15 protein-coding genes and 1 tRNA gene are annotated in these 17834 nt (G+C 69.9%); 5 read left to right on the forward strand and 11 right to left on the reverse strand.

Annotated features, from left to right (window positions below):
* Nucleotides 1-271: 271 nt before the first annotated feature.
* From ACSVC7_RS18200 to cysE, 7 genes are all read right to left on the reverse strand, one after another.
* A tRNA-Met gene (locus tag ACSVC7_RS18200) sits at nt 272-346 on the reverse strand.
* A 101-nt stretch (nt 347-447) separates the two neighbouring features.
* Nucleotides 448-1569 (reverse strand): tRNA 2-thiouridine(34) synthase MnmA, encoded by a 1122-nt coding sequence (gene mnmA / locus ACSVC7_RS18205; RefSeq protein WP_448205790.1) that lies wholly within the window; start codon nt 1567-1569, stop codon nt 448-450.
* A 73-nt stretch (nt 1570-1642) separates the two neighbouring features.
* Complete coding sequence (locus ACSVC7_RS18210; protein ID WP_448205789.1) at nt 1643-1975, reverse strand: ferredoxin family 2Fe-2S iron-sulfur cluster binding protein; 333 nt, start codon at nt 1973-1975, stop codon at nt 1643-1645.
* 58 nt (nt 1976-2033) lie between these two features.
* A complete protein-coding gene (locus tag ACSVC7_RS18215; protein ID WP_448205788.1) occupies nt 2034-2681 on the reverse strand; it encodes a molecular chaperone DnaJ in 648 nt (215 codons plus the stop codon).
* A gap of 41 nt (nt 2682-2722) precedes the next feature.
* On the reverse strand, nt 2723-3847 hold the full coding sequence (locus ACSVC7_RS18220) for a cysteine desulfurase family protein (RefSeq protein ID WP_448205787.1): 1125 nt from the start codon (nt 3845-3847) through the stop codon (nt 2723-2725).
* 27 nt (nt 3848-3874) lie between these two features.
* Entirely contained in the window at nt 3875-4357 is a 483-nt protein-coding gene (locus tag ACSVC7_RS18225) for an Rrf2 family transcriptional regulator (protein ID WP_448205786.1), read from the reverse strand.
* 92 nt (nt 4358-4449) lie between these two features.
* Nucleotides 4450-5172: a serine O-acetyltransferase gene (gene cysE, locus ACSVC7_RS18230; RefSeq protein ID WP_448205785.1), complete on the reverse strand. Its 723-nt coding sequence runs from the start codon at nt 5170-5172 to the stop codon at nt 4450-4452.
* 299 nt (nt 5173-5471) lie between these two features.
* Between cysE and ACSVC7_RS18235 the strand changes: the two genes are divergently transcribed.
* Together ACSVC7_RS18235 and ACSVC7_RS18240 are read left to right on the forward strand one after the other, a co-directional pair.
* Nucleotides 5472-6134 carry an alpha/beta hydrolase gene (locus tag ACSVC7_RS18235; protein WP_448205784.1) on the forward strand — a complete coding sequence of 221 codons (663 nt, stop codon included), beginning with the start codon at nt 5472-5474 and terminating at the stop codon, nt 6132-6134.
* Between the two features lie 9 nt (nt 6135-6143).
* Entirely contained in the window at nt 6144-6287 is a 144-nt protein-coding gene (locus ACSVC7_RS18240; protein WP_448205783.1) for a hypothetical protein, read from the forward strand.
* Nucleotides 6288-6295: 8 nt separating this feature from the next.
* Here ACSVC7_RS18240 and ACSVC7_RS18245 read toward each other — a convergent pair whose 3' ends face one another.
* Nucleotides 6296-6613, reverse strand: a complete 318-nt coding sequence (locus tag ACSVC7_RS18245; protein ID WP_448205782.1) for a HigA family addiction module antitoxin — start codon at nt 6611-6613, stop codon at nt 6296-6298.
* A gap of 155 nt (nt 6614-6768) precedes the next feature.
* Nucleotides 6769-7836 carry an anhydro-N-acetylmuramic acid kinase gene (locus ACSVC7_RS18250; protein ID WP_448205781.1) on the reverse strand — a complete coding sequence of 356 codons (1068 nt, stop codon included), beginning with the start codon at nt 7834-7836 and terminating at the stop codon, nt 6769-6771.
* A gap of 105 nt (nt 7837-7941) precedes the next feature.
* Between ACSVC7_RS18250 and tyrS the strand changes: the two genes are divergently transcribed.
* A complete protein-coding gene (gene tyrS / locus ACSVC7_RS18255; RefSeq protein ID WP_448205780.1) occupies nt 7942-9195 on the forward strand; it encodes a tyrosine--tRNA ligase in 1254 nt (417 codons plus the stop codon).
* 437 nt (nt 9196-9632) lie between these two features.
* On the opposite strand, the gene ACSVC7_RS18260 is transcribed toward tyrS, so the two are convergent.
* On the reverse strand, nt 9633-13310 hold the full coding sequence (locus ACSVC7_RS18260; RefSeq protein WP_448205779.1) for a YhdP family protein: 3678 nt from the start codon (nt 13308-13310) through the stop codon (nt 9633-9635).
* A gap of 282 nt (nt 13311-13592) precedes the next feature.
* Here ACSVC7_RS18260 and ACSVC7_RS18265 point away from each other — a divergent pair, with 282 nt between their 5' ends.
* Both ACSVC7_RS18265 and bcp read left to right on the forward strand, forming a co-directional pair.
* Nucleotides 13593-16580 (forward strand): bifunctional [glutamine synthetase] adenylyltransferase/[glutamine synthetase]-adenylyl-L-tyrosine phosphorylase, encoded by a 2988-nt coding sequence (locus ACSVC7_RS18265; protein ID WP_448205778.1) that lies wholly within the window; start codon nt 13593-13595, stop codon nt 16578-16580.
* Nucleotides 16577-17056 carry a thioredoxin-dependent thiol peroxidase gene (bcp, locus tag ACSVC7_RS18270; RefSeq protein ID WP_448205777.1) on the forward strand — a complete coding sequence of 160 codons (480 nt, stop codon included), beginning with the start codon at nt 16577-16579 and terminating at the stop codon, nt 17054-17056. The genes ACSVC7_RS18265 and bcp overlap by 4 nt, the downstream gene beginning before the upstream one ends.
* An 11-nt stretch (nt 17057-17067) precedes the next feature.
* On the opposite strand, the gene parA is transcribed toward bcp, so the two are convergent.
* Complete coding sequence (gene parA, locus ACSVC7_RS18275; RefSeq protein ID WP_448205776.1) at nt 17068-17712, reverse strand: ParA family partition ATPase; 645 nt, start codon at nt 17710-17712, stop codon at nt 17068-17070.
* Nucleotides 17713-17834: the final 122 nt, after the last annotated feature.

Raw genomic sequence — 17834 nt, forward strand, 5'->3', positions numbered from 1 at the left:
GGAGGGGGCGGGAACCGCTCCGCAATGGCCAACCCTCACATGCCCGTGAAAGCCGCCGGCGTGTCCCTGCACACACCAGGAAGAACCCGCGATCCGGGGTGCCCGTGCCGTGGAACGGACGCGATATGTCGAAGGCTTATCGAAGCGGGGCCATGCGGGCGTGGGACGGGCGCGGACACGCCCCCTACGGCGCGTGGTGCACGACCAAAGGACATGGCACCAAGGCAAAAGAAAAACCCCGCCAAGTCTTGGACTTGACAGGGTTCCGAATTGGTAGCAGCGGAGGGATTTGAACCCCCGACCAAGGGATTATGATTCCCCTGCTCTACCACTGAGCTACGCTGCCATCGTGGTCCGGCCCGTCCGTTTCTTTCGTCTCGGTTCGTGCCGGGGCCGCTTATGTATTCCAGCGGGACCGGGGTGTCAACGAGGAAAATGCACTTTTTTTCAGGCACCCGTTCCGGCGATCCAGCCGCCGCCCAGGACCCGGTCGCCCTGGTAGACGACGCAGGCTTGGCCGGGGGCGATGCCGTACTGCGGCTCGTGCAATTCGGCCTGCGCGGTTCCGTCGGGGCCGAGGCGCCATGTGGCCGCGGCGGGCGGCTGGGCGGAGCGGAGCTTCACCTCCACCTCCAGACCTTCGCCGGACGCGAGGTCGGGGCCGAGCCAGTTCACCTCGCGCACCGTCACGGTGCTGCGGGCCAGTTCGCGGCGGGGGCCGACGACGACGCGGCGCTGCGCCGGCTCCAGACGGACGACGAAGAGCGGTTCCTCCTCGCCCCGGATGCCGCCGATGCCCAGGCCCTTGCGCTGGCCCACCGTGTAGTGGACGACGCCGCGATGGCGGCCGAGCACGCGGCCGTCCACATGGACGATCTCGCCGGGTTCGACCGAGCCGGGGCGCAGCGTCGCCACCACGTCGGCGTAGGAGCCGTTGGGGACGAAGCAGATGTCCTGGCTGTCGGGCTTGGACGCGACCACCAGCCCGTGCCGCTCGGCCAGCGCGCGGGTCTCCGGCTTGGTCAGGCCGCCCAGCGGGAAGCGCAGGAAGTCCAGCTGGTCCCGCGTCGTGGCGAACAGGAAATAGCTCTGGTCGCGGCCCGGATCGATGGCGCGGTGCAGTTCCGCCCCGTTCCGCCCCTGCACGCGGCGGACATAGTGGCCGGTCGCCAGCGCGTCGGCGCCCAGGTCGCGGGCGGTGTTCAGCAGGTCGCGGAACTTGACCCGCTGGTTGCATCGCACGCAGGGGATCGGCGTCTCGCCGCGCAGGTAGGTGTCGGCGAAGTCGTCGATCACGTCCTGCGAGAACTTGCCCTCGTAATCCAGCACATAGTGCGGGATGCCGATGCGGTCGGCGACCTGGCGGGCGTCGTAGATGTCCTGCCCGGCGCAGCAGGCGCCCGGCTTCTGCAGGGCGATGCCGTGGTCGTAGAGCTGGAGCGTGATGCCGACGACGTCGTAGCCCTCCTCCCGCAGCACGGCCGCGGTGACGGACGAATCGACGCCGCCCGACATGGCGACGACCACGCGGGTGTCCTGGGGACGCTTGGAAAGACCGAGGGAATTCATGGCGCCCTATATGGGCCACGGGGGGATGCTGTACAGCCCTCTCCCGCGTGGGGCGGGAGAGGGTTTGGCGGCATCAGCCCCGCATGGCGTTGTTGGAGCCGCCGGGCAGGCGCACGGTCAGGCCGTCCAGCTCTTCGCTCATGATGATCTGGCAGCCGAGCCGCGAGGTCTTGGTCAGGCCGAAGGCGAGGTCGAGCATGTCCTCCTCGTCTTCCGACGCGTCGTTCAGCACGTCGAACCACTCCGGCTCCACGACGATGTGGCAGGTCGAGCAGGCGAGCGAGCCTTCGCAAGCGCCCTCCAAGTCCAGGCCGTGCTTGTGCGCGATCTCCAGCACGGACAGGCCGAGCGGGGCGTCCACCTCGTGGCGGGTGCCGTTCGGCTCGATGAAGGTCATCTTCGGCATCGGGGTACTCTCCTGGACAAAGCGTCGTTGCGATCGCGTCGGTGTGGCGTGTCGGTGGTCATGGAGCGGTCGGCGACAGGCCGGCCCGCCGCGCGCGGGCGTCGGCGCACAGCGCCTCCAGACGCTCCAGCCGCGCGAGAATGCGCGCGGCGTTGTTGGTCTGCCCGTTGCGGAAGGCGATGGCAAGATACTTGATGCAGGACTCGACGCGTTGCCCCAGGTCGGCGGCAAGCCGGTCGATGGCGGGCGCGTCCTGCGCGGCCTCCAGCTGCCCGGTCAGGGCCGCCACCTCGCCGTCGTCCTCCGCCATGCCCCCGGCCGGAGGTTCGCCCAGAAGGTCAAGGAGATAGCGCGCTCGTCGCACCGGATCGCGCAGCGTCTCGAAGGCCTCGTCCAGCGCCTCCAGCTGGGCGCGGGCGTTGGCCTTCTGCCGCGCCCCGCGCGCGGTGAAACGCTGCGGGTCGAGCGCGCGGGAGAATCCGGCGTGCTGGCGCTTCACCGCCTCCGGCTCGATGTCGAAGCGACGCTCCAGGCCGAGGCGGGTGAAGTGGTCCACCGGGCGCGGCGGCTGGACCGCCCCGCAGGAATGGCAGAACAGCGCCCGCGCCGTGACGGACCCGCCGCACAGCCAGCAGGGCTCCAGGTCTCCGTCGATGGCCCCGGCGATCCCCATGGGGAAGCGCGGGCCGGAGTCGGAAGTGGTCATGGTCCTTGGTCCGTTCTGGCAGGAGCGTTCAGGCTGTCCGTTCAGGTCGCGGTCTGGCGCGCCAGCCGGGCGGCCATGGCGGCGTAGGCGGCGACGAAGCGGTCCACCGCCCCGGCGTCGCTGTCCCAGCCCAGGCTGACACGGATGGCCGAGGCCGCCGTCTCCGCGTCCTCCCCCATGGCGGCGAGGACGTGGGAGGGCTTCACCTTGCCGCTGGAGCAGGCCGAGCCGGCGCTGACCGCCACCCCGGCGAGGTCGAGCGCCATCACCTGCGTCTCCCCCGGCACGCCGGGCAGCGCGAGGCTGGTCGTGTTGCCGACCCGCGCCGCGCCGGCCCCCATGACGCGGGCCTGCGGCACGGCGGCCAGCGCCCGCGCCTCCAGATCGTCGCGCAGGGCGGTGAGGCGTTCGGCGTTGGGCAGGTCATCCAAGGCGAGGCGGGCGGCGGCGCCGAATCCGACGAGGCCGACGACGTTCTCCGTCCCGGCGCGGCGGCGCTTCTCCTGCCCACCGCCGCGAATCAGGGCTTCCGGCTCCAGAGCTTCCGCGAGGACCAGAGCGCCGGCTCCGGACGGGCCACCGATCTTGTGCGCCGACAAGGTCAGCAGGTCGGCCCCGAGCGCCGCGAGGCTCAGTGGCAGCTTCCCGGCGGCCTGCACGGCGTCGACGTGCAGCAGAGCGCCATGCGCGTGGGCGATGGCGGCGGCCTCGGCGACCGGCTGAATCACGCCAGTCTCGTTATTGGCGAGCATCAGGGAGATGATGGCTGGACCGGTCGCCGGCCCCTCCCCCGCCGCCAGCAGCCGCTCCAGCGCGGCGAGGTCCGCCACGCCGTTGCGGTCCACCGGGAATCGCGGCGCGCCGGGCACCGTCGCCAGGACCGAATCATGCTCGATGGCGGAGACGACGGTGCGACGGCCGGGGAATCCGCGGAGCGCCAGATTGTTGGCCTCGGTCCCGCCGGCGGTGAAGAAGACCTGCGCCGGGCGGACGCCGGCCAGCGCCGCGACCTGGGCGCGCGCGTCCTCGACCGCGCGGCGCACCGCGCGGCCGAAGCCGTGCACCGACGACGGGTTGCCGACGAGGTCCAGGGCCTGGACCATCGCCGCCTTGACCGCCGGCTTCATGGGCGCCGACGCGTTGTGGTCGAGATAGACGCGGCTCACTGTAACAACGTGCTCACCCGTCCGCCGTCACTCGGCGGCCACGGCCGCGCCCTCGTCCGCGGTCTGCGGGCCGCGGATGGTCAGGCTGCTGGTGCCGATGATCCGGCGCTCGACCACGTCGGCCACCGTGACGGAGCTGAGGTACATGTGGATCTGGTTGCCCAGCTCTTCCCACAGGTCGTGGGTCAGGCAGCGCGAGCGGTTGGTGCGGCAGCCCTGCGGCGTTCCGTTGGCGCAGCGGGTCGTGCGGATCGGCTCGTCCACCGCCAGGATGATGTCGGACACGCGCGTCGCGTCGGCCGGGTGCGCCAGCAGATAGCCGCCGCCGGGACCGCGCACGCTCTTCACCAGACCGCCCTTGCGCAGCTTGGCGAACAGCTGCTCCAGATAGGACAGTGAGATTTCCTGGCGTTCCGCGATGTCGGCGAGGGCGACGGGGCTTCCCTGGCTGGTCGCGGCAAGATCGACCATGGCCATGACGGCATAGCGTCCCTTGGTGCTGAGCCTCATCTTGTTCTCTCCTTACCCTTCCTTCACCCCGGCCCGGCCTGCGGCGGTTTTTCCGCCGGCGGCGCGGCGCCAAGCCTCTTGTTTGTGGTTCTTCAACACGGCTTCATCGAACCGCCGTCGGCCGAGACCGGCTCGCGCACGGCGGTGTCGGACAGGGACGCCTCGTCCGGCGCGCCCAGCCCGTGGGGCGCGTCCGCGCGCTCCGATTCCAGTTCCTCGACCCGCTGGCGCAGGCTCGACACCTGATCGAGCAGCCCGTTCAGCGCGCGCGCCACGGGGTCGGGGATGTCGCCGCAGGGCGTGCCGTAGGGCATGAATTTCTGGGTTTCCGACCGGTCGCGCGGCACGACGGCCTTGGCCGGGATGCCGACCACCGCGATTCCCGGCGCCACATCCGCGACCACCACCGCGTTCGCGCCGACCCGCGCGCCCTGCCCGATGGTGATGGCGCCCAGCACCTTCGCCCCGGCGCCGATGATCACGCCGTCCTCCAGCGTCGGGTGGCGCTTGCCCTGGTGCAGCGCCGTGCCGCCCAGCGTAACACCATGATACAGCATGACGTCGTCGCCGATCTCGGCCGTTTCGCCGATGACGACGCCCATGCCGTGGTCGATGAAGAAGCGGCGGCCGATGGTGGCGCCCGGATGGATTTCGATGCCCGTCAGCGCGCGGGAGAGCTGCGACAGGACGCGCGCGATCAGACGCCAGCCGCGCTCCCAGCAATAGTGGGCGATCCGGTGCATGACGATCGCGTGCAGCCCGGGATAGCACAGCGCAACCTCGATCCGCGAACGCGCGGCCGGGTCGCGTGCCATAATCCCGTCGATCTCTTCGCGAAGATGCTTGAACACAAGAACACCCGCCGTGGTATAGTCCGCCCGCTTGCCGGGAGAGGCAATCTTTCGCAAGAACCTTCGACCCGTGCCTGCCGGACGCGCGGGTTGCCCTGATGGACATACCGACGCATATAAGATGACCAAGCAAAACGGTCAAGAATTGTGTTCGAGAATTCCATATTGGCACAGGGGCAACCACGTCCGCTTGCCGGGCCAACCGGATCCCGGCTTGCCGGTGGTTCGGATCACCCATTGTTCGCGCCAGGATCGTTGTTCCCATGCCTGAAGTGATCATCAACGGTCCCGCCGGCCGGCTGGAAGGCCGATACACCCACGGCACCACCCCGAACGCGCCGGTCGCCCTTCTGCTGCACCCGCACCCGCATCACAATGGGACGATGAACAACAAGGTGGTCTTCACCCTGTTCCAGTCCTTCACGAAGCGGGGCTACTCGGCGCTGCGCTTCAACTTCCGGGGCGTGGGCCGCAGCCAGGGCACCTACGACAAGGGCGAGGGCGAACTGGCCGACGCGGCGGCGGCGCTGGACTGGCTGCAGACCTACAACCCCAACGCCCCGGTCTGCTGGATCGCCGGCGTGTCCTTCGGGGCCTGGATCGGCATGCAGCTTCTGATGCGCCGGCCGGAGATCGACGGATTCGTCTCCGTCTCGCCGCCGGCGAACCTGTTCGACTTCTCCTTCCTGGCGCCCTGCCCCTCCTCGGGCCTGATCATTCACGGCGACAAGGACGAGCTGGTGCCCCAGGCGGCGGTGAACAAGCTGGTGACCAAGCTGTCGCACCAGAAGGACATCCGCATCGACCACCGCGTCGTGCCGGGCGCCAACCACTTCTTCGCCAACCGCACCGACGATCTGGCCGTGCAGGTGGACGACTATCTGGACCGCGCGCTGGGCAACCCGGTGCCGGCCGAGGCGGGGTAAAGGACGATCATGAAAGCCTTCCGTTTTCTCCTCGCCGGCTGCGCCGTGATGGCCCTGTTGTCCGCCTGCTCCAGCGAACAGGTCGCCTCCTCCTTCCGGAGCTGGTGCAAGGGCGCCTCCAACTGCACCGACAACAGCCGGCAGGCGCCGTAGGGCGTTGCCTAAGCGGCCCGGCCGACGTTGGGCAGCGGCTTGATCATTTCCAGCGTCTCCGCAAGTTCGGCGCGCGCCCGCTTGGCTTCATACAGATCCTGAAGGTTCATCCAGTAGCGTTCGCCGGTGTCGAAGGCGCGCCCAAGCCGAAGCGCCATGGCCGCCGTGATCCCTCGCTCGCCGTTCAGGATTTCGGTGACCGCGTTCGGCGGCACGCGGATGTGTTCCGCGAACTTGCGGGCGCTCAGACCAAGCGCTTCCAACTCGTCCCGCAGGATTTCGCCCGGATGGATTGGCGGAAGGTTGTCGATTGCCGGGTAGGCCATGGCTCACCCCTTGTGATAGTCGGTGATTTCAACATCGTACGGCTCGCCTTGGAGCATCAAAGGGTCCGCTCCGGCAGCACAATCTTCGGCAAAAGCCCATTTGAAGCAGACACGCCAGCGATCGTTGAGCATAACAACCCGACGCGAAAGCCGCTTCACCCCACCGGATGGAACCGACCGCCGGTCATCGGCTGCGGCACGCCGGTCGTCGTCGGGACGCTGAGCGGCAGGCCCTTGCGGCTGCGTACGGCGAGGTAGGCGAAGGCCTGGGCCTCCAGCGCGTCGCCGTTCCAGCCGACCTGCTCCACGGGGGCGACGGGCACGCCCAGGCGGTCGGCCAGCATGCCCATCAGGGTCGCGTTGTGGCGCCCGCCGCCGCAGACGAGCCATTGGACCGGCGGTTCCGGCAGATGCGGGACAATGCGCGCGACCGAGGCGGCGGTGAAGGCGGTCAGGGTCGAAGCCCCATCCTCCGCCGACAGGCCTTGCACGGGGGTGGGGTCGAAGGCGTCGCGGTCGAGCGACTTGGGCGCCGGCTGGTCGAAATAGGGGTGGTCGAGCAGGGCTGCCAGGGCCTCCGCATCCACGCGCCCGGCCCCTGCCAGCGCGCCACCGGCATCGAAGCGCGCCCCCTGCCGGCGCAGCACCCAGTCGTCCACCAGCGCGTTGCCCGGCCCGGTGTCGCAGGCGATCACGTCGCTCTCGGCCCTTCCAATCCAGGTGACGTTCGCCACACCGCCGATGTTCAGCACGGCCAGCGGGCGCGGCAGTGTTTCGGCCAGCGCGCGGTGGAACAGCGGGACGAGCGGGGCGCCCTGCCCGCCCGCCTCCACATCGGCGGTGCGGAAGTCGTTGACCACGGCGATGCCGGTCTGCCGCGCCAGCCGCGCGCCGTCGCCGATCTGCCAGGTCCGGCGCTCGTCCGGCGCGTGGTGGATGGTGTGGCCGTGGAAGCCGATCAGGTCCACCTCCGTCGCCGCGACGCCGGCCTCCGCCAGGAGGCGCGCCACCGCGTCGGCGTGGGCGTCGGTCAGGGCACGCTCCACCGCCTCCACCGGCCCCTTGCCGCCGAGGCAGGAACGGAGGTCCGCGCGGAAGCCGTCTTCATAAGGGATGGTGACGAAGGCCATGGGCTCCGCCCGCCCTTCGCCGTCGGTGCGCACCAGCGCGGCGTCGATCCCGTCCATGGACGTGCCGCTCATCAACCCGACGACGGTGAGCATAAACACCCTTCCCCCTGCTGAAACCGCCCCCGAGAATTGTGGGGCCGGCCGTTCCATGCTAACAGACGCGACCCTGGACCTTACCACGACAGCCGGATCGCGGCCATGACGACGCTGACATCGGATTTCCTTCGCACGCTGCAAGAGCGCGGCTTCATCCACCAGTGCACCGACCTCGCCGGGCTCGACGAGCGCGCGGCGAAGGGGCCGATCATCGCCTATATCGGCTTCGACTGCACGGCGGACAGTCTGCATGTGGGCAGCCTGCTGCCGATCATGATGCTGCGCTGGCTGCAGAAGACCGGCCACAAGCCCATCGTGCTGATGGGCGGCGGCACCACCAAGATCGGCGACCCGTCCGGCAAGGACGAGGCGCGCCAGCTGCTGACCGACGAGGTCATCAACGCCAACATGGCGGGCATCAAGCGCATCTTCGGCCGCTACCTGTCCTTCGGGGACGGTCCGACCGACGCGGTGATGGTGAACAACGGCGACTGGCTGGACGGGCTGAAGTACATCCCGCTGCTGCGCGACATCGGCCGGCACTTCACGATCAACCGCATGCTGACCTTCGAATCGGTCAAGCTGCGGCTGGACCGCGAGCAGCCGCTGACGTTCCTGGAGTTCAACTACATGATCCTCCAGGCCTACGACTTCGTGGAGCTGTTCCGGCGCCAGAAGTGCGTGCTGCAGATGGGCGGCTCCGACCAGTGGGGCAACATCATCAACGGCGTGGAGCTTGGACGCCGCACGGACGGGGCGGAGCTGTTCGGCCTGACCACGCCGCTGCTGACGACCTCCTCCGGCGCCAAGATGGGCAAGACGGCGGCGGGTGCGGTGTGGCTGACCGCCGACAAGCTGAGCCCGTACGATTTCTGGCAGTACTGGCGCAACACGGAGGACGCCGACGTCGGCCGCTTCCTGCGCCTCTACACCGAATTGCCGCTGGACGAGGTGGCGCGGCTGGAGTCGCTGCCGGGCGCGGAAATCAACGAGGCCAAGAAGATCCTCGCCCACGAGGTGACCAAGCTCGCCCACGGTGAAGAGGCCGCCCTTGAGGCCGCCGAAACCGCCCGCCGCACCTTCGAGCAGGGTGCCGCCGCCGAGGGCCTGCCGAGCATCGACGTGCCCCGCGCGGAGCTTGAAGCCGGCGTCCCCGTCGTGGACCTGCTGGTCTCGACCGGCCTCGCCGCGTCCAAGGGCGAGGCGCGCCGCCTCATCAAGGGTGCCGGCGCCAAGATGAACGACGCGGCAATCGCGGATGAGGCCGCGAAGGCCACGGCGGGTGACCTGAACGCCGACGGCGTCATCAAGCTGAGCGCGGGCAAGAAGCGGCACGCGCTGGTGAAGGTGGTGTAGTCCCCCCACCTTGCCCCCACCCCGCCCCTCCCCCGCTGGGCGCTACAGCATGCACACAGTCTAGAAAAGCCCTTCTCCCCTTGGCCTCACGCGCAAACGAAGTTTGCGCTGACGGCGGCAGGCGGCCTGTGGCCGCCGAGAGCGGGGAGAAGGGTTGGGATGAGGGGTCGTTACCGCTCGAAGAGCGGGAAAATTGCTGGCCGGCTCCGGCGGCGCGCCCCTCAAGGGAGAGGGGCTTTTTATTTTAGATCGGCCACTTACCATACTCGCGAGATCCGTGCATACCGTAGGCGCTGGGCGGGGGAGGGAGGTTTGGGCGAAGTGGCGGCAGTCCCCTCCCCCGCCCAGCTCTCGCGCAAACCTTTGGTTTGCGCTGACGCGGCAGGCGGACCTTCGGTCCGCCGAGAGCGGGGGAGGGTCGGGGTGGGGGCAAACCCCTACCGTGTATGCGCCCCCGGCGGTGGCCCCTTGTCCGCAGGCGCCGGGCGGCCTCCATCCCCCAGGAAGAACAGGTTGCGCAGGAAGCCCGGCGCCAGGACGGCGAGCGGGTTCACGCTGACATCCGGGTCGGACAGCGGCCCCTGCACGCGCCAGGTCGCGCTGAAGATGCCCTGCCCTTCGCCGCCGCTCAGCGCGTCGCCCAGCAGCGGGATCTGCCCGATCAGCCGGTTCAGCCCGTAGAGTGGCACGATGGTGCCGCGCAGGTTGGCGGTGTCGGTCTCGATGTCCACCTCGCCCTCCAGCGTCAGGCCGAGCGCGGAGCCCGACGTGCGCAGGTCCTTCAGGGTCAGCAGGCGGCCTTCCTTGCGGTATTCGGCGGCCATACGGCCGAAATGGATGCCCTTGCCGCCGCCCATCAGCTCCGCGAAGCCGGACGGGGAAATGGCGTTCAGGATGCGCGCCAGCACGGGCGGGTCGACCAGCGCGTAGTCCTTCAGCTCCACATTGCCGTCGATGATGGCGTCGGCGCGCGGCTCCACCGTGCGGCCGGTGATGCGCAGGTTGCCGCCCTGCACCCGGTCGTTGACGTCGAGCGCGCGGAAGGCGTCCCCCGCGTTGCTGGCCGTGATGGCCACGTCGTAATAGCCCTGGGCGCCCGGCAGGTAGCGCACGGTCACCGTGCCGTCGCCGCCCGTCCGCGCGTTGATGTCCAGCGCCGTCCAGGACCGCGGGTCGCGCTTCATCTGCCCCGACACATCGGACAGGTAGCGCCCTTCTCCGAAGACCACCCGGTTCAGGCGGAGGTTGAAATCCAGGGGAATGGCCTTGCCGTCGGCGGGATCGGGTTTCTTGTCTTTCTTGTCACCGTCTTTCTTGTCGCCCCGGCCGGCGAGCGCGCGGGCGTCCAGGCTCTGGCCCGTGATGGTCCCGGCGTAGCCGCCCTTGTCGGGGCGGATCGTCACCTCGGCGCGCAGATCGGTCTGCCCCACCGAAAGCTGGCTGACCAGCGCGCGGGAGACGGCCATAGACGGCTGGGCCAGTTCCAGCGTCGCCTGCGCGCGCAGGCCGCCGGCGTCGATGGTCAGGCCGGTGACGCGCGTCGGACGTTCCTTCTGGAACTCCAGCCCCAACTTGCCGGCGCCGGGGACGCCGGGCTTCTTCTCCCAGCCCAGCTCGTCGATGCGCAGGCGGGTCTTTTCCAGGTTCATGTTGGCGGACAGGGCGAGGCGGTGGCGCTGGTCCACCGTGAACAGGATGTCCGCGCCCATCGGTCCCTCGACATGCTCGGCCAGGTCGATGCCGTGGCTGCGCAGGTCGTTGGCGTCCACGTCACCCTTCACCGTGATGCGCGTGCGCGGCCCCTTGGCGGTGGAGCTGAACTGCTCCTTCCAGTCGATGGCGACGAGGATGCCGTCCAGCTTGGTGTTGCCCTTCACCGACAGGGCGTTCATGTCCAGCGCCAGCGACAGGTCGCCGTCCGTCGCGTTCAGGCCGGCGGCGACCTTCTCGATGCCGACGCCGCGCAGCTTGCCGGTCACGTCGATGGACAGATCCTCCACCTTCAGGTCGACCAGCAGCGGGAAGCGCATGTGAAGCTGCGCGTCCGCCATGCCCTGCGTCCGCTTGGGGTCGAGGTCGAGGCGGCTGGGGTAGCGCAGCGGCGGGCTGTCGATCACCGTCAGGATGGTGCGCACCGGCCCGCGCACGGGCATGTGCAGTTCCATCGCCTCCTTGTCGTTGTCCAGGCCGGAGATGACGACCGTGCCGTCGCCCACCTGCACGTCGTCGATGCGCCCGCCCTTGGTGTGGATGGTGAAGGACTTGCCGTCGGTGGTCGCCTCCACCCCGGCGCCGGTCACCACCGGCAGCGGGTGGAAATAGTCCACGGTGATGTCCTCGCCGCGGATGGTCGCGCCGAACTGCGTGCGGCGGATGGCCGAGGGCTGGTCGAGCGGCCCGGCGGCGGCGAAGCTGGCCGTCGCCTCCCGCACGGTGCCGCGCGACAGGTTCTTGGTCACCCACTCCCGCGCGTTCTTGCCCAACCCCATCGGCCACAGGTGGCGCAGCGCGTCCACCGGCACCTCGCGCGCGGTGACGCCCCCTTCGGCCGCGATCTGGCCGTCCGTCAGGGTCGCCCGCGCCGTGCCATCCACCGCCGGCCCGCCGAGGTCTAGCGACAGCGCCTCCACATCCAGCCGTCCGGTCTTGCGGTCGCCGGCGAGTTCGCCGGCGACGGTCAGCGCGGCGGAGGCCACGGTCACCGGCTCCGGGAAGAGGGTCGGGTGTTCGATGCGCCCGGTGCCGGCCTTCAGCTGCGCCCGGCCGGAGCGGGGGCGCCAGTCGGTGTCAAGTTCCGCCGCGGCCGTTCCCGACAGCGGCACCCGCGCGGCGGCGAGCGGCGCCAGCGCGGGGGCGAGCCCGGCAAAGCGCGCCGGCTCCAGCCCGGCCAGCGTCGCGGCCAACGTCGCGCCCTTCCCCACCACCTGCGTGCCGTCGAGATCCAGGACGGCGGTCTGCCCCTCCCGGACCAGTTCCAGATGCGCGGCACCGGTCCGGCGGTCGCCCTGCTCGGTCAGGGTGCCGCGCGCGGACAGGGCCAGCTCGTCCAGCGTGACGGACAGGCCGTCCACCACCGCCCGCTGGCCGGGGATGTCCAGCGTTCCGCGCAACTGCGCCCCCTGCACGCGGACGGGCTCCGGCCGCAGGTCCGGCAGGCTCACCGCGCCGGCCCCGCCGTGCAGGTCGAAGCCGACGCGCACCGGCTCGAACCGGCTGTCGAGCGTCGCCTCCAGCCGCCCCCCGATGGGCACCCTCACGGAGGCGAGCGGCGCCAGCGCCGGGCCGATCCCGGCGAGCGAGGCGGGCTCCACCCCTTCGAACCGCGCGGTCGCCTGGGTCGTCGCGTCCTTCATGCGGTAGGTGCCCGACGCCTCCACCGCCGCGCTGGTGCCCGCGAGGTCAAGCGCAAGCCGCGCGCCGCCGGTGATCTCCTCCCCGTCGCGGGCCAGCACGATGTCCGCCCGGCTGGCGTGCCAGGACAGGCCGAGCATGCGGTTCACCACCGTCAGGTCGGCACCGACGATGCTCAACCGCCGCAGCAGGCCGAGCGGCCGGTCGATGGTCGGCGGCTGCAACAGGGTGGAGACGATCTCCCCCGCGAAGTCGGGGCCGTCATCCGGTTCGGTCTTGTCCGGATCGGCCCTGTTCGATTCGGCCCTGTTCGATTCGGGGGGAGCGGTGTTGGCGCGCACGTCGAAGTCGAGGCTGCCGTCCGCGCGGCGCAGTACCTGAAGGCGCGGGCGCACCACGTCCAGCCGGGTCGGCGACAGCTTGCCCTGCAAAAGCGCCCGGACGGAGAAGCCGACGCCCATCTCCGGCACGGCGGCCAGCTCCGCGCCGTCGGCGTTGACCGCGTGCACGTCCAGCGCCCGGATGTCGAGACGGGTCAGGCCCACGGCCTCCTCCTCGTCCACCCAGGACAGGACGAGGCTGCCGACGGCGACCGTGTAGCGCCCATCGGGGTCGCTCAGCGCGCGCTCCACATAGGGGGTCAGCGGGTCGAGCGCGATCGGCCCCTGCGACAGGCGCCAGGCAAACAGCCCGCCCGCGGCACCCACGGCGACGACCGCCCCGGCCGCCGTCCAGGCCAGAATCTTTGCGGTGCGGCGGATCAAGGGCGGCGTCCCGTGTTGCCAATGCCCCCGCTGAAGAGACCAAGAGTCCATGGACAGAACTCAACCGTCATCCCCGCGAAGGCGGGGATCCAGGGCACCCCGACAAGCCCCCGATCAGCCCTGGATCCCCGCCTTCGCGGGGATGACGGAAACATCGAGGTCATTGGATGTCGTGGGGCTCTGCGGAGAAACGATGAGAAAGAACCGGCATCGTCACGGTTGACCGGGACCGCCCGGTCGCGCAACCTTCTGCCCGATTCTTGTGCAGGGATAGCCGCGATCATGCCCATCATCACGCCGCCGAAGCCGTTCGATTCCGCCCTGGCCAAGATGGGCCTGGAGCGCTGGCGCCAGGAGGCGGCGAACGCAACCGACGCCTCCCTGCGCGCCTGGGCGGAGGAATACGCCGACGCGGCGGACGGGCGGGCGCTGATCGACGCGCTGTGCGGCAACAGCCCGTACCTCGGCCAGAGCCTGACGCGCGAGCTGCCCTTCGTGCGGCGAATTGTCACCGAGGGGTACGATGGGGCCTTCGCCGGCCTGTTGCAAACGCTGGAGGCGGAATATGGCGAGGAGCGCGACACCGACCGGCTGATGACCGCGCTGCGCGTCGCCAAGCGGCGGGCGGCGCTGCTGATCGCGATGGCCGACATCACCGACGCCTGGGAGCTGGAGAAGGTCACCGGCGCCCTGTCCGACATCGCGGAGACGTCGGTGCGGCTGGCGGCGAACCACCTGCTGCGCCGCGCCGCGGAGGCGGGCACGCTGACGCTGCCGGAGCCGAAGCGGCCGTGGGTCGGGTCGGGGCTGATCGTGCTTGCCATGGGTAAACTTGGTGCGCGCGAGCTCAACTATTCCAGCGATATCGACCTGATCGTCCTGTACGACGACGCCGTCGTGCAAACGCCCCAGCCGGACAAGCTCGCCCGCACGTTCATCCGTATCGCGCGCGATCTTGTCCGCATTATGGATGAACGGACGAAGGACGGCTACGTCTTCCGTACGGATCTTCGCCTGCGCCCCGATCCGGGGGCCACGCCGCTGGCGGTGTCCGTCTCGGCCGCCGAAATTTATTACGGCAGCGTCGGCCAGAACTGGGAGCGCGCGGCCATGATCAAGGCCCGCCCCATCGCCGGCGACCCGGAGGCCGGCGCCCATTTCCTGCGTTTCCTGGAGCCGTTCGTGTGGCGCCGCCACCTGGACTTCGCGGCGATCCAGGACATCCATTCCATCAAGCGCCAGATCAACGCCCACAAGGGCCACCGTGAAGTGACGGTGAACGGCCACGACATCAAGGTCGGGCGCGGCGGAATCCGCGAGATCGAGTTCTTCGCGCAGACGCAGCAGCTGATCTTCGGCGGGCGCGACATCCGCGTGCGCATCGCCCCCACCCTGCTGGCGAACAAGGCGCTGTGCGCGGTCGGGCGCGTGCCGGGGCAGGCCGTGGCCGACCTGGAGGAGGCCTACCGCTTCCTGCGCCGGGTCGAGCACCGCATCCAGATGATCGACGACCGGCAGACCCACCAGATCCCGGCGGACGACGAGGGCGTGGCGCATCTGGCGACCTTCCTCGGCTACGGCACGCCGGACGAGTTCCGCGCCGACCTTCTGGCCCAGCTCGGCCGCGTCGAGGACCGCTATGCCGAGCTGTTCGAGGAGGCGCCGTCGCTCTCCGGCCCCGGCAACCTCGTCTTCACCGGCACCGACGACGACCCCGGCACGGTGGAGACGCTGCGCGGCATGGGATACCAGGACCCCAGCCGGATCATCGCGGTCGTGTCCACCTGGCACCGCGGGCGCTACCGCTCCACCCGCTCCGGCCGCGCGCGGGAGCTGCTGACGGAACTGGTGCCGACCATCCTCAACGACCTCGCCAAGACGCCCTCCCCGGACGAGGCGCTGGTGAAGTTCGACAATTTCCTGGGCCGGCTGCCGGCGGGCGTCGGGCTGTTCTCACTGTTCATCGCCAACCCCTGGCTGCTGGCCCTGGTGGCCGAGATCATGGGCACGGCACCCCGGCTGGCGGAGACGCTGTCGCGCAACCCGTCGCTGCTCGACGCGGTGATCTCCCCCGACTTCTTCGACCCGCTGCCGGGCCGCGACGGGCTGAAGGCGGAGTATGGGCGGATCATCGCCGGGGCGCGCGATTTCGAGGACGTGCTGACCCTGTCGCGGCGCTGGACCAACGACCAGCGTTTCCGCGCCGGCGCGCATATCCTGCGCGGCATCACCGACGGCGACCGCTGCGGCCCCTTCCTGGCCGACCTCGCCGACGTGGTGGTGCCGGAGCTGGCCCTGCGCGTGGAGGAGGAGTTCGCCGCCCGCCACGGTCGCATCCCCGGCGGCGCCTGGGTGGTGGTGGCGATGGGCAAGCTGGGCAGCCGGCAGCTGACCATCACCTCAGACATCGACCTGATCGTCGTGTACGACGCGCCGCCGGAGTCGCGGATGTCCGACGGGGCCAAGCCGCTGGCGCCGAACGAGTATTACATCAAGCTGACGCAGCGCCTGACCAACGCCATCACCGCCCCCATGGCGGACGGGCGCCTGTACGAGGTGGACATGCGGCTGCGCCCGTCGGGCAACGCCGGGCCGCTCGCCACCTCGCTGGAGGCCTTCACCTCCTACCAGACCAAGGATGCCTGGACGTGGGAGCACATGGCCCTGACCCGCGCCCGCGTCATCGGCGGCGACCCGGTGCTGGCCGCGCGCGTCGAGTCGGCCATCCGCGACGTGCTGACCCGCCCGCGCGACCCGGACAAGGTGCTGTGGGACGTGGCCGACATGCGCCGCCGGATCGACAAGGAATTCGGCACCGACAACGTCTGGAACGTGAAGTACGCGCGCGGCGGCCTGATCGACATCGAGTTCACCGCCCAGTATCTGCAGCTCCGCCACGGCCACGAGCATCCGGAGGTGCTGTCGATCGCCACCGCCCCGGCCCTGCTCAACAGCGCCGGGGCCGGGCTTTTGTCCGGGGATGTGGCGGATGAGCTGGTCTCCACCCTGAAGCTGTGGCGCCGGGTGCAGGGATTCCTGCGGCTGACCACGGACGGCGTGCTCGAACCCGGACAGGTGTCGCCGACGCTGCTGGAGGGTTTGTCGCGCGCCGCCTTCCCGGACGAGGAGCCGGCGGTTGACTTCGCCGCGCTCGACAGCAGAATCCGGGGCATCGCCGCCCGCGCCCACGGCCGTTTCGTCGCCCTGGTCGAGGAGCCGGCGTCATGCCTGACACCCCCAGAGACCAACGAAGAAGTCAAACTGCCATGAGCGTAGACGTTGCAAGCGTTGAGGTCGGAAGCCCGGCCCCGGACTTCACCATGCCCACCGACGGCGGCGGCAGCGTCACGCTGTCCGCCCTGAAGGGCAAGCCGGTGGTGCTGTATTTCTACCCGAAGGACGACACCTCCGGCTGCACGTCGGAGGCCTGCGGCTTCCGCGACCAGTTCCCCGACTTCGGCGGCCTGGACGCCGTGATCATCGGCGTGTCCAAGGACAGCGTCGCCAGCCACGACAAGTTCAAGGCGAAGTACGAGCTGCCCTTCATCCTCGCCTCCGACAAGGAAACCGGGGTGGCCGAGACCTACGGCGTCTGGGTGGAGAAAAGCATGTACGGCCGCAAGTACATGGGTCTGGAGCGCTCCACCTTCCTGATCGACAAGGACGGCATCGTCCGCAACGTCTGGCGCAAGGTGAAGGTCACCGGCCATGTGGACGCCGTGCTGAAGGCGCTGAAGGCCCTGTAAGGGGCAGGGGTTCAGGCGCGGCGGAGGATTTCCTCGGCCAGCGCCTGCATCTCGGCCGCCGCCTGGGTCTTGCGCGCGGCTTCCGTCACCGACAGGCCGGTCAGCAGCGTGCCCGCGTAGGCGGTGCGGTTGCCGATCTGCGCCTCCGCGATGTCGATGGCGGGCGGGTCCACCAGCTCGCGAACCCGCGCCACCAGCTCGTCCGCGATGCGGGCGCGCGGGGGCACGCGGTTCAGCACCAGCAGCAGCCGGCGCTTCTCCTGCCCGGCAAGGTCCAGGGTCGGCTGCACGGCCCACAGGTCCATGGGGCTGGGCTGCACCGGCGCGATGACGAGGCTGGCGGCGCGCACGGCGATTCGCGCCTCCGTCTGGGCGTGGGGCGGGCTGTCGATCAGCACGATGTCGTGGGTGCGGGCAAGCCGCTCCACCTCCGTCTGGGTGCGCCAGCCGGTGATCTGGACGTGGGTGAAGCCGGGCTCCCCGCCGGTGGCCTCGTGCCGCACCTCGTGCCAGCGGGTCAGGCTGCCCTGCGGGTCGATGTCCACCGTCGCGACGGAGCGGCCGAGCTGCATCCAGGCGATGGCCAAATGGGCGACCAGCGTGGTCTTTCCCGCCCCGCCCTTCTGCTGCGCCACGGTGAAGACCTTGCCCGCCATGCCCACACCCATCATGTTGTTGCCGGCATGTTGCTGTTTGCCGCGCATACCCGTCATAAGGCTTGCACAGAGCCAGTGCAACCGCGCGAATTGACTTCACCGGCGGACCCGATACAAAGCAT

The organism is Azospirillum mesophilum, from assembly GCF_053470405.2.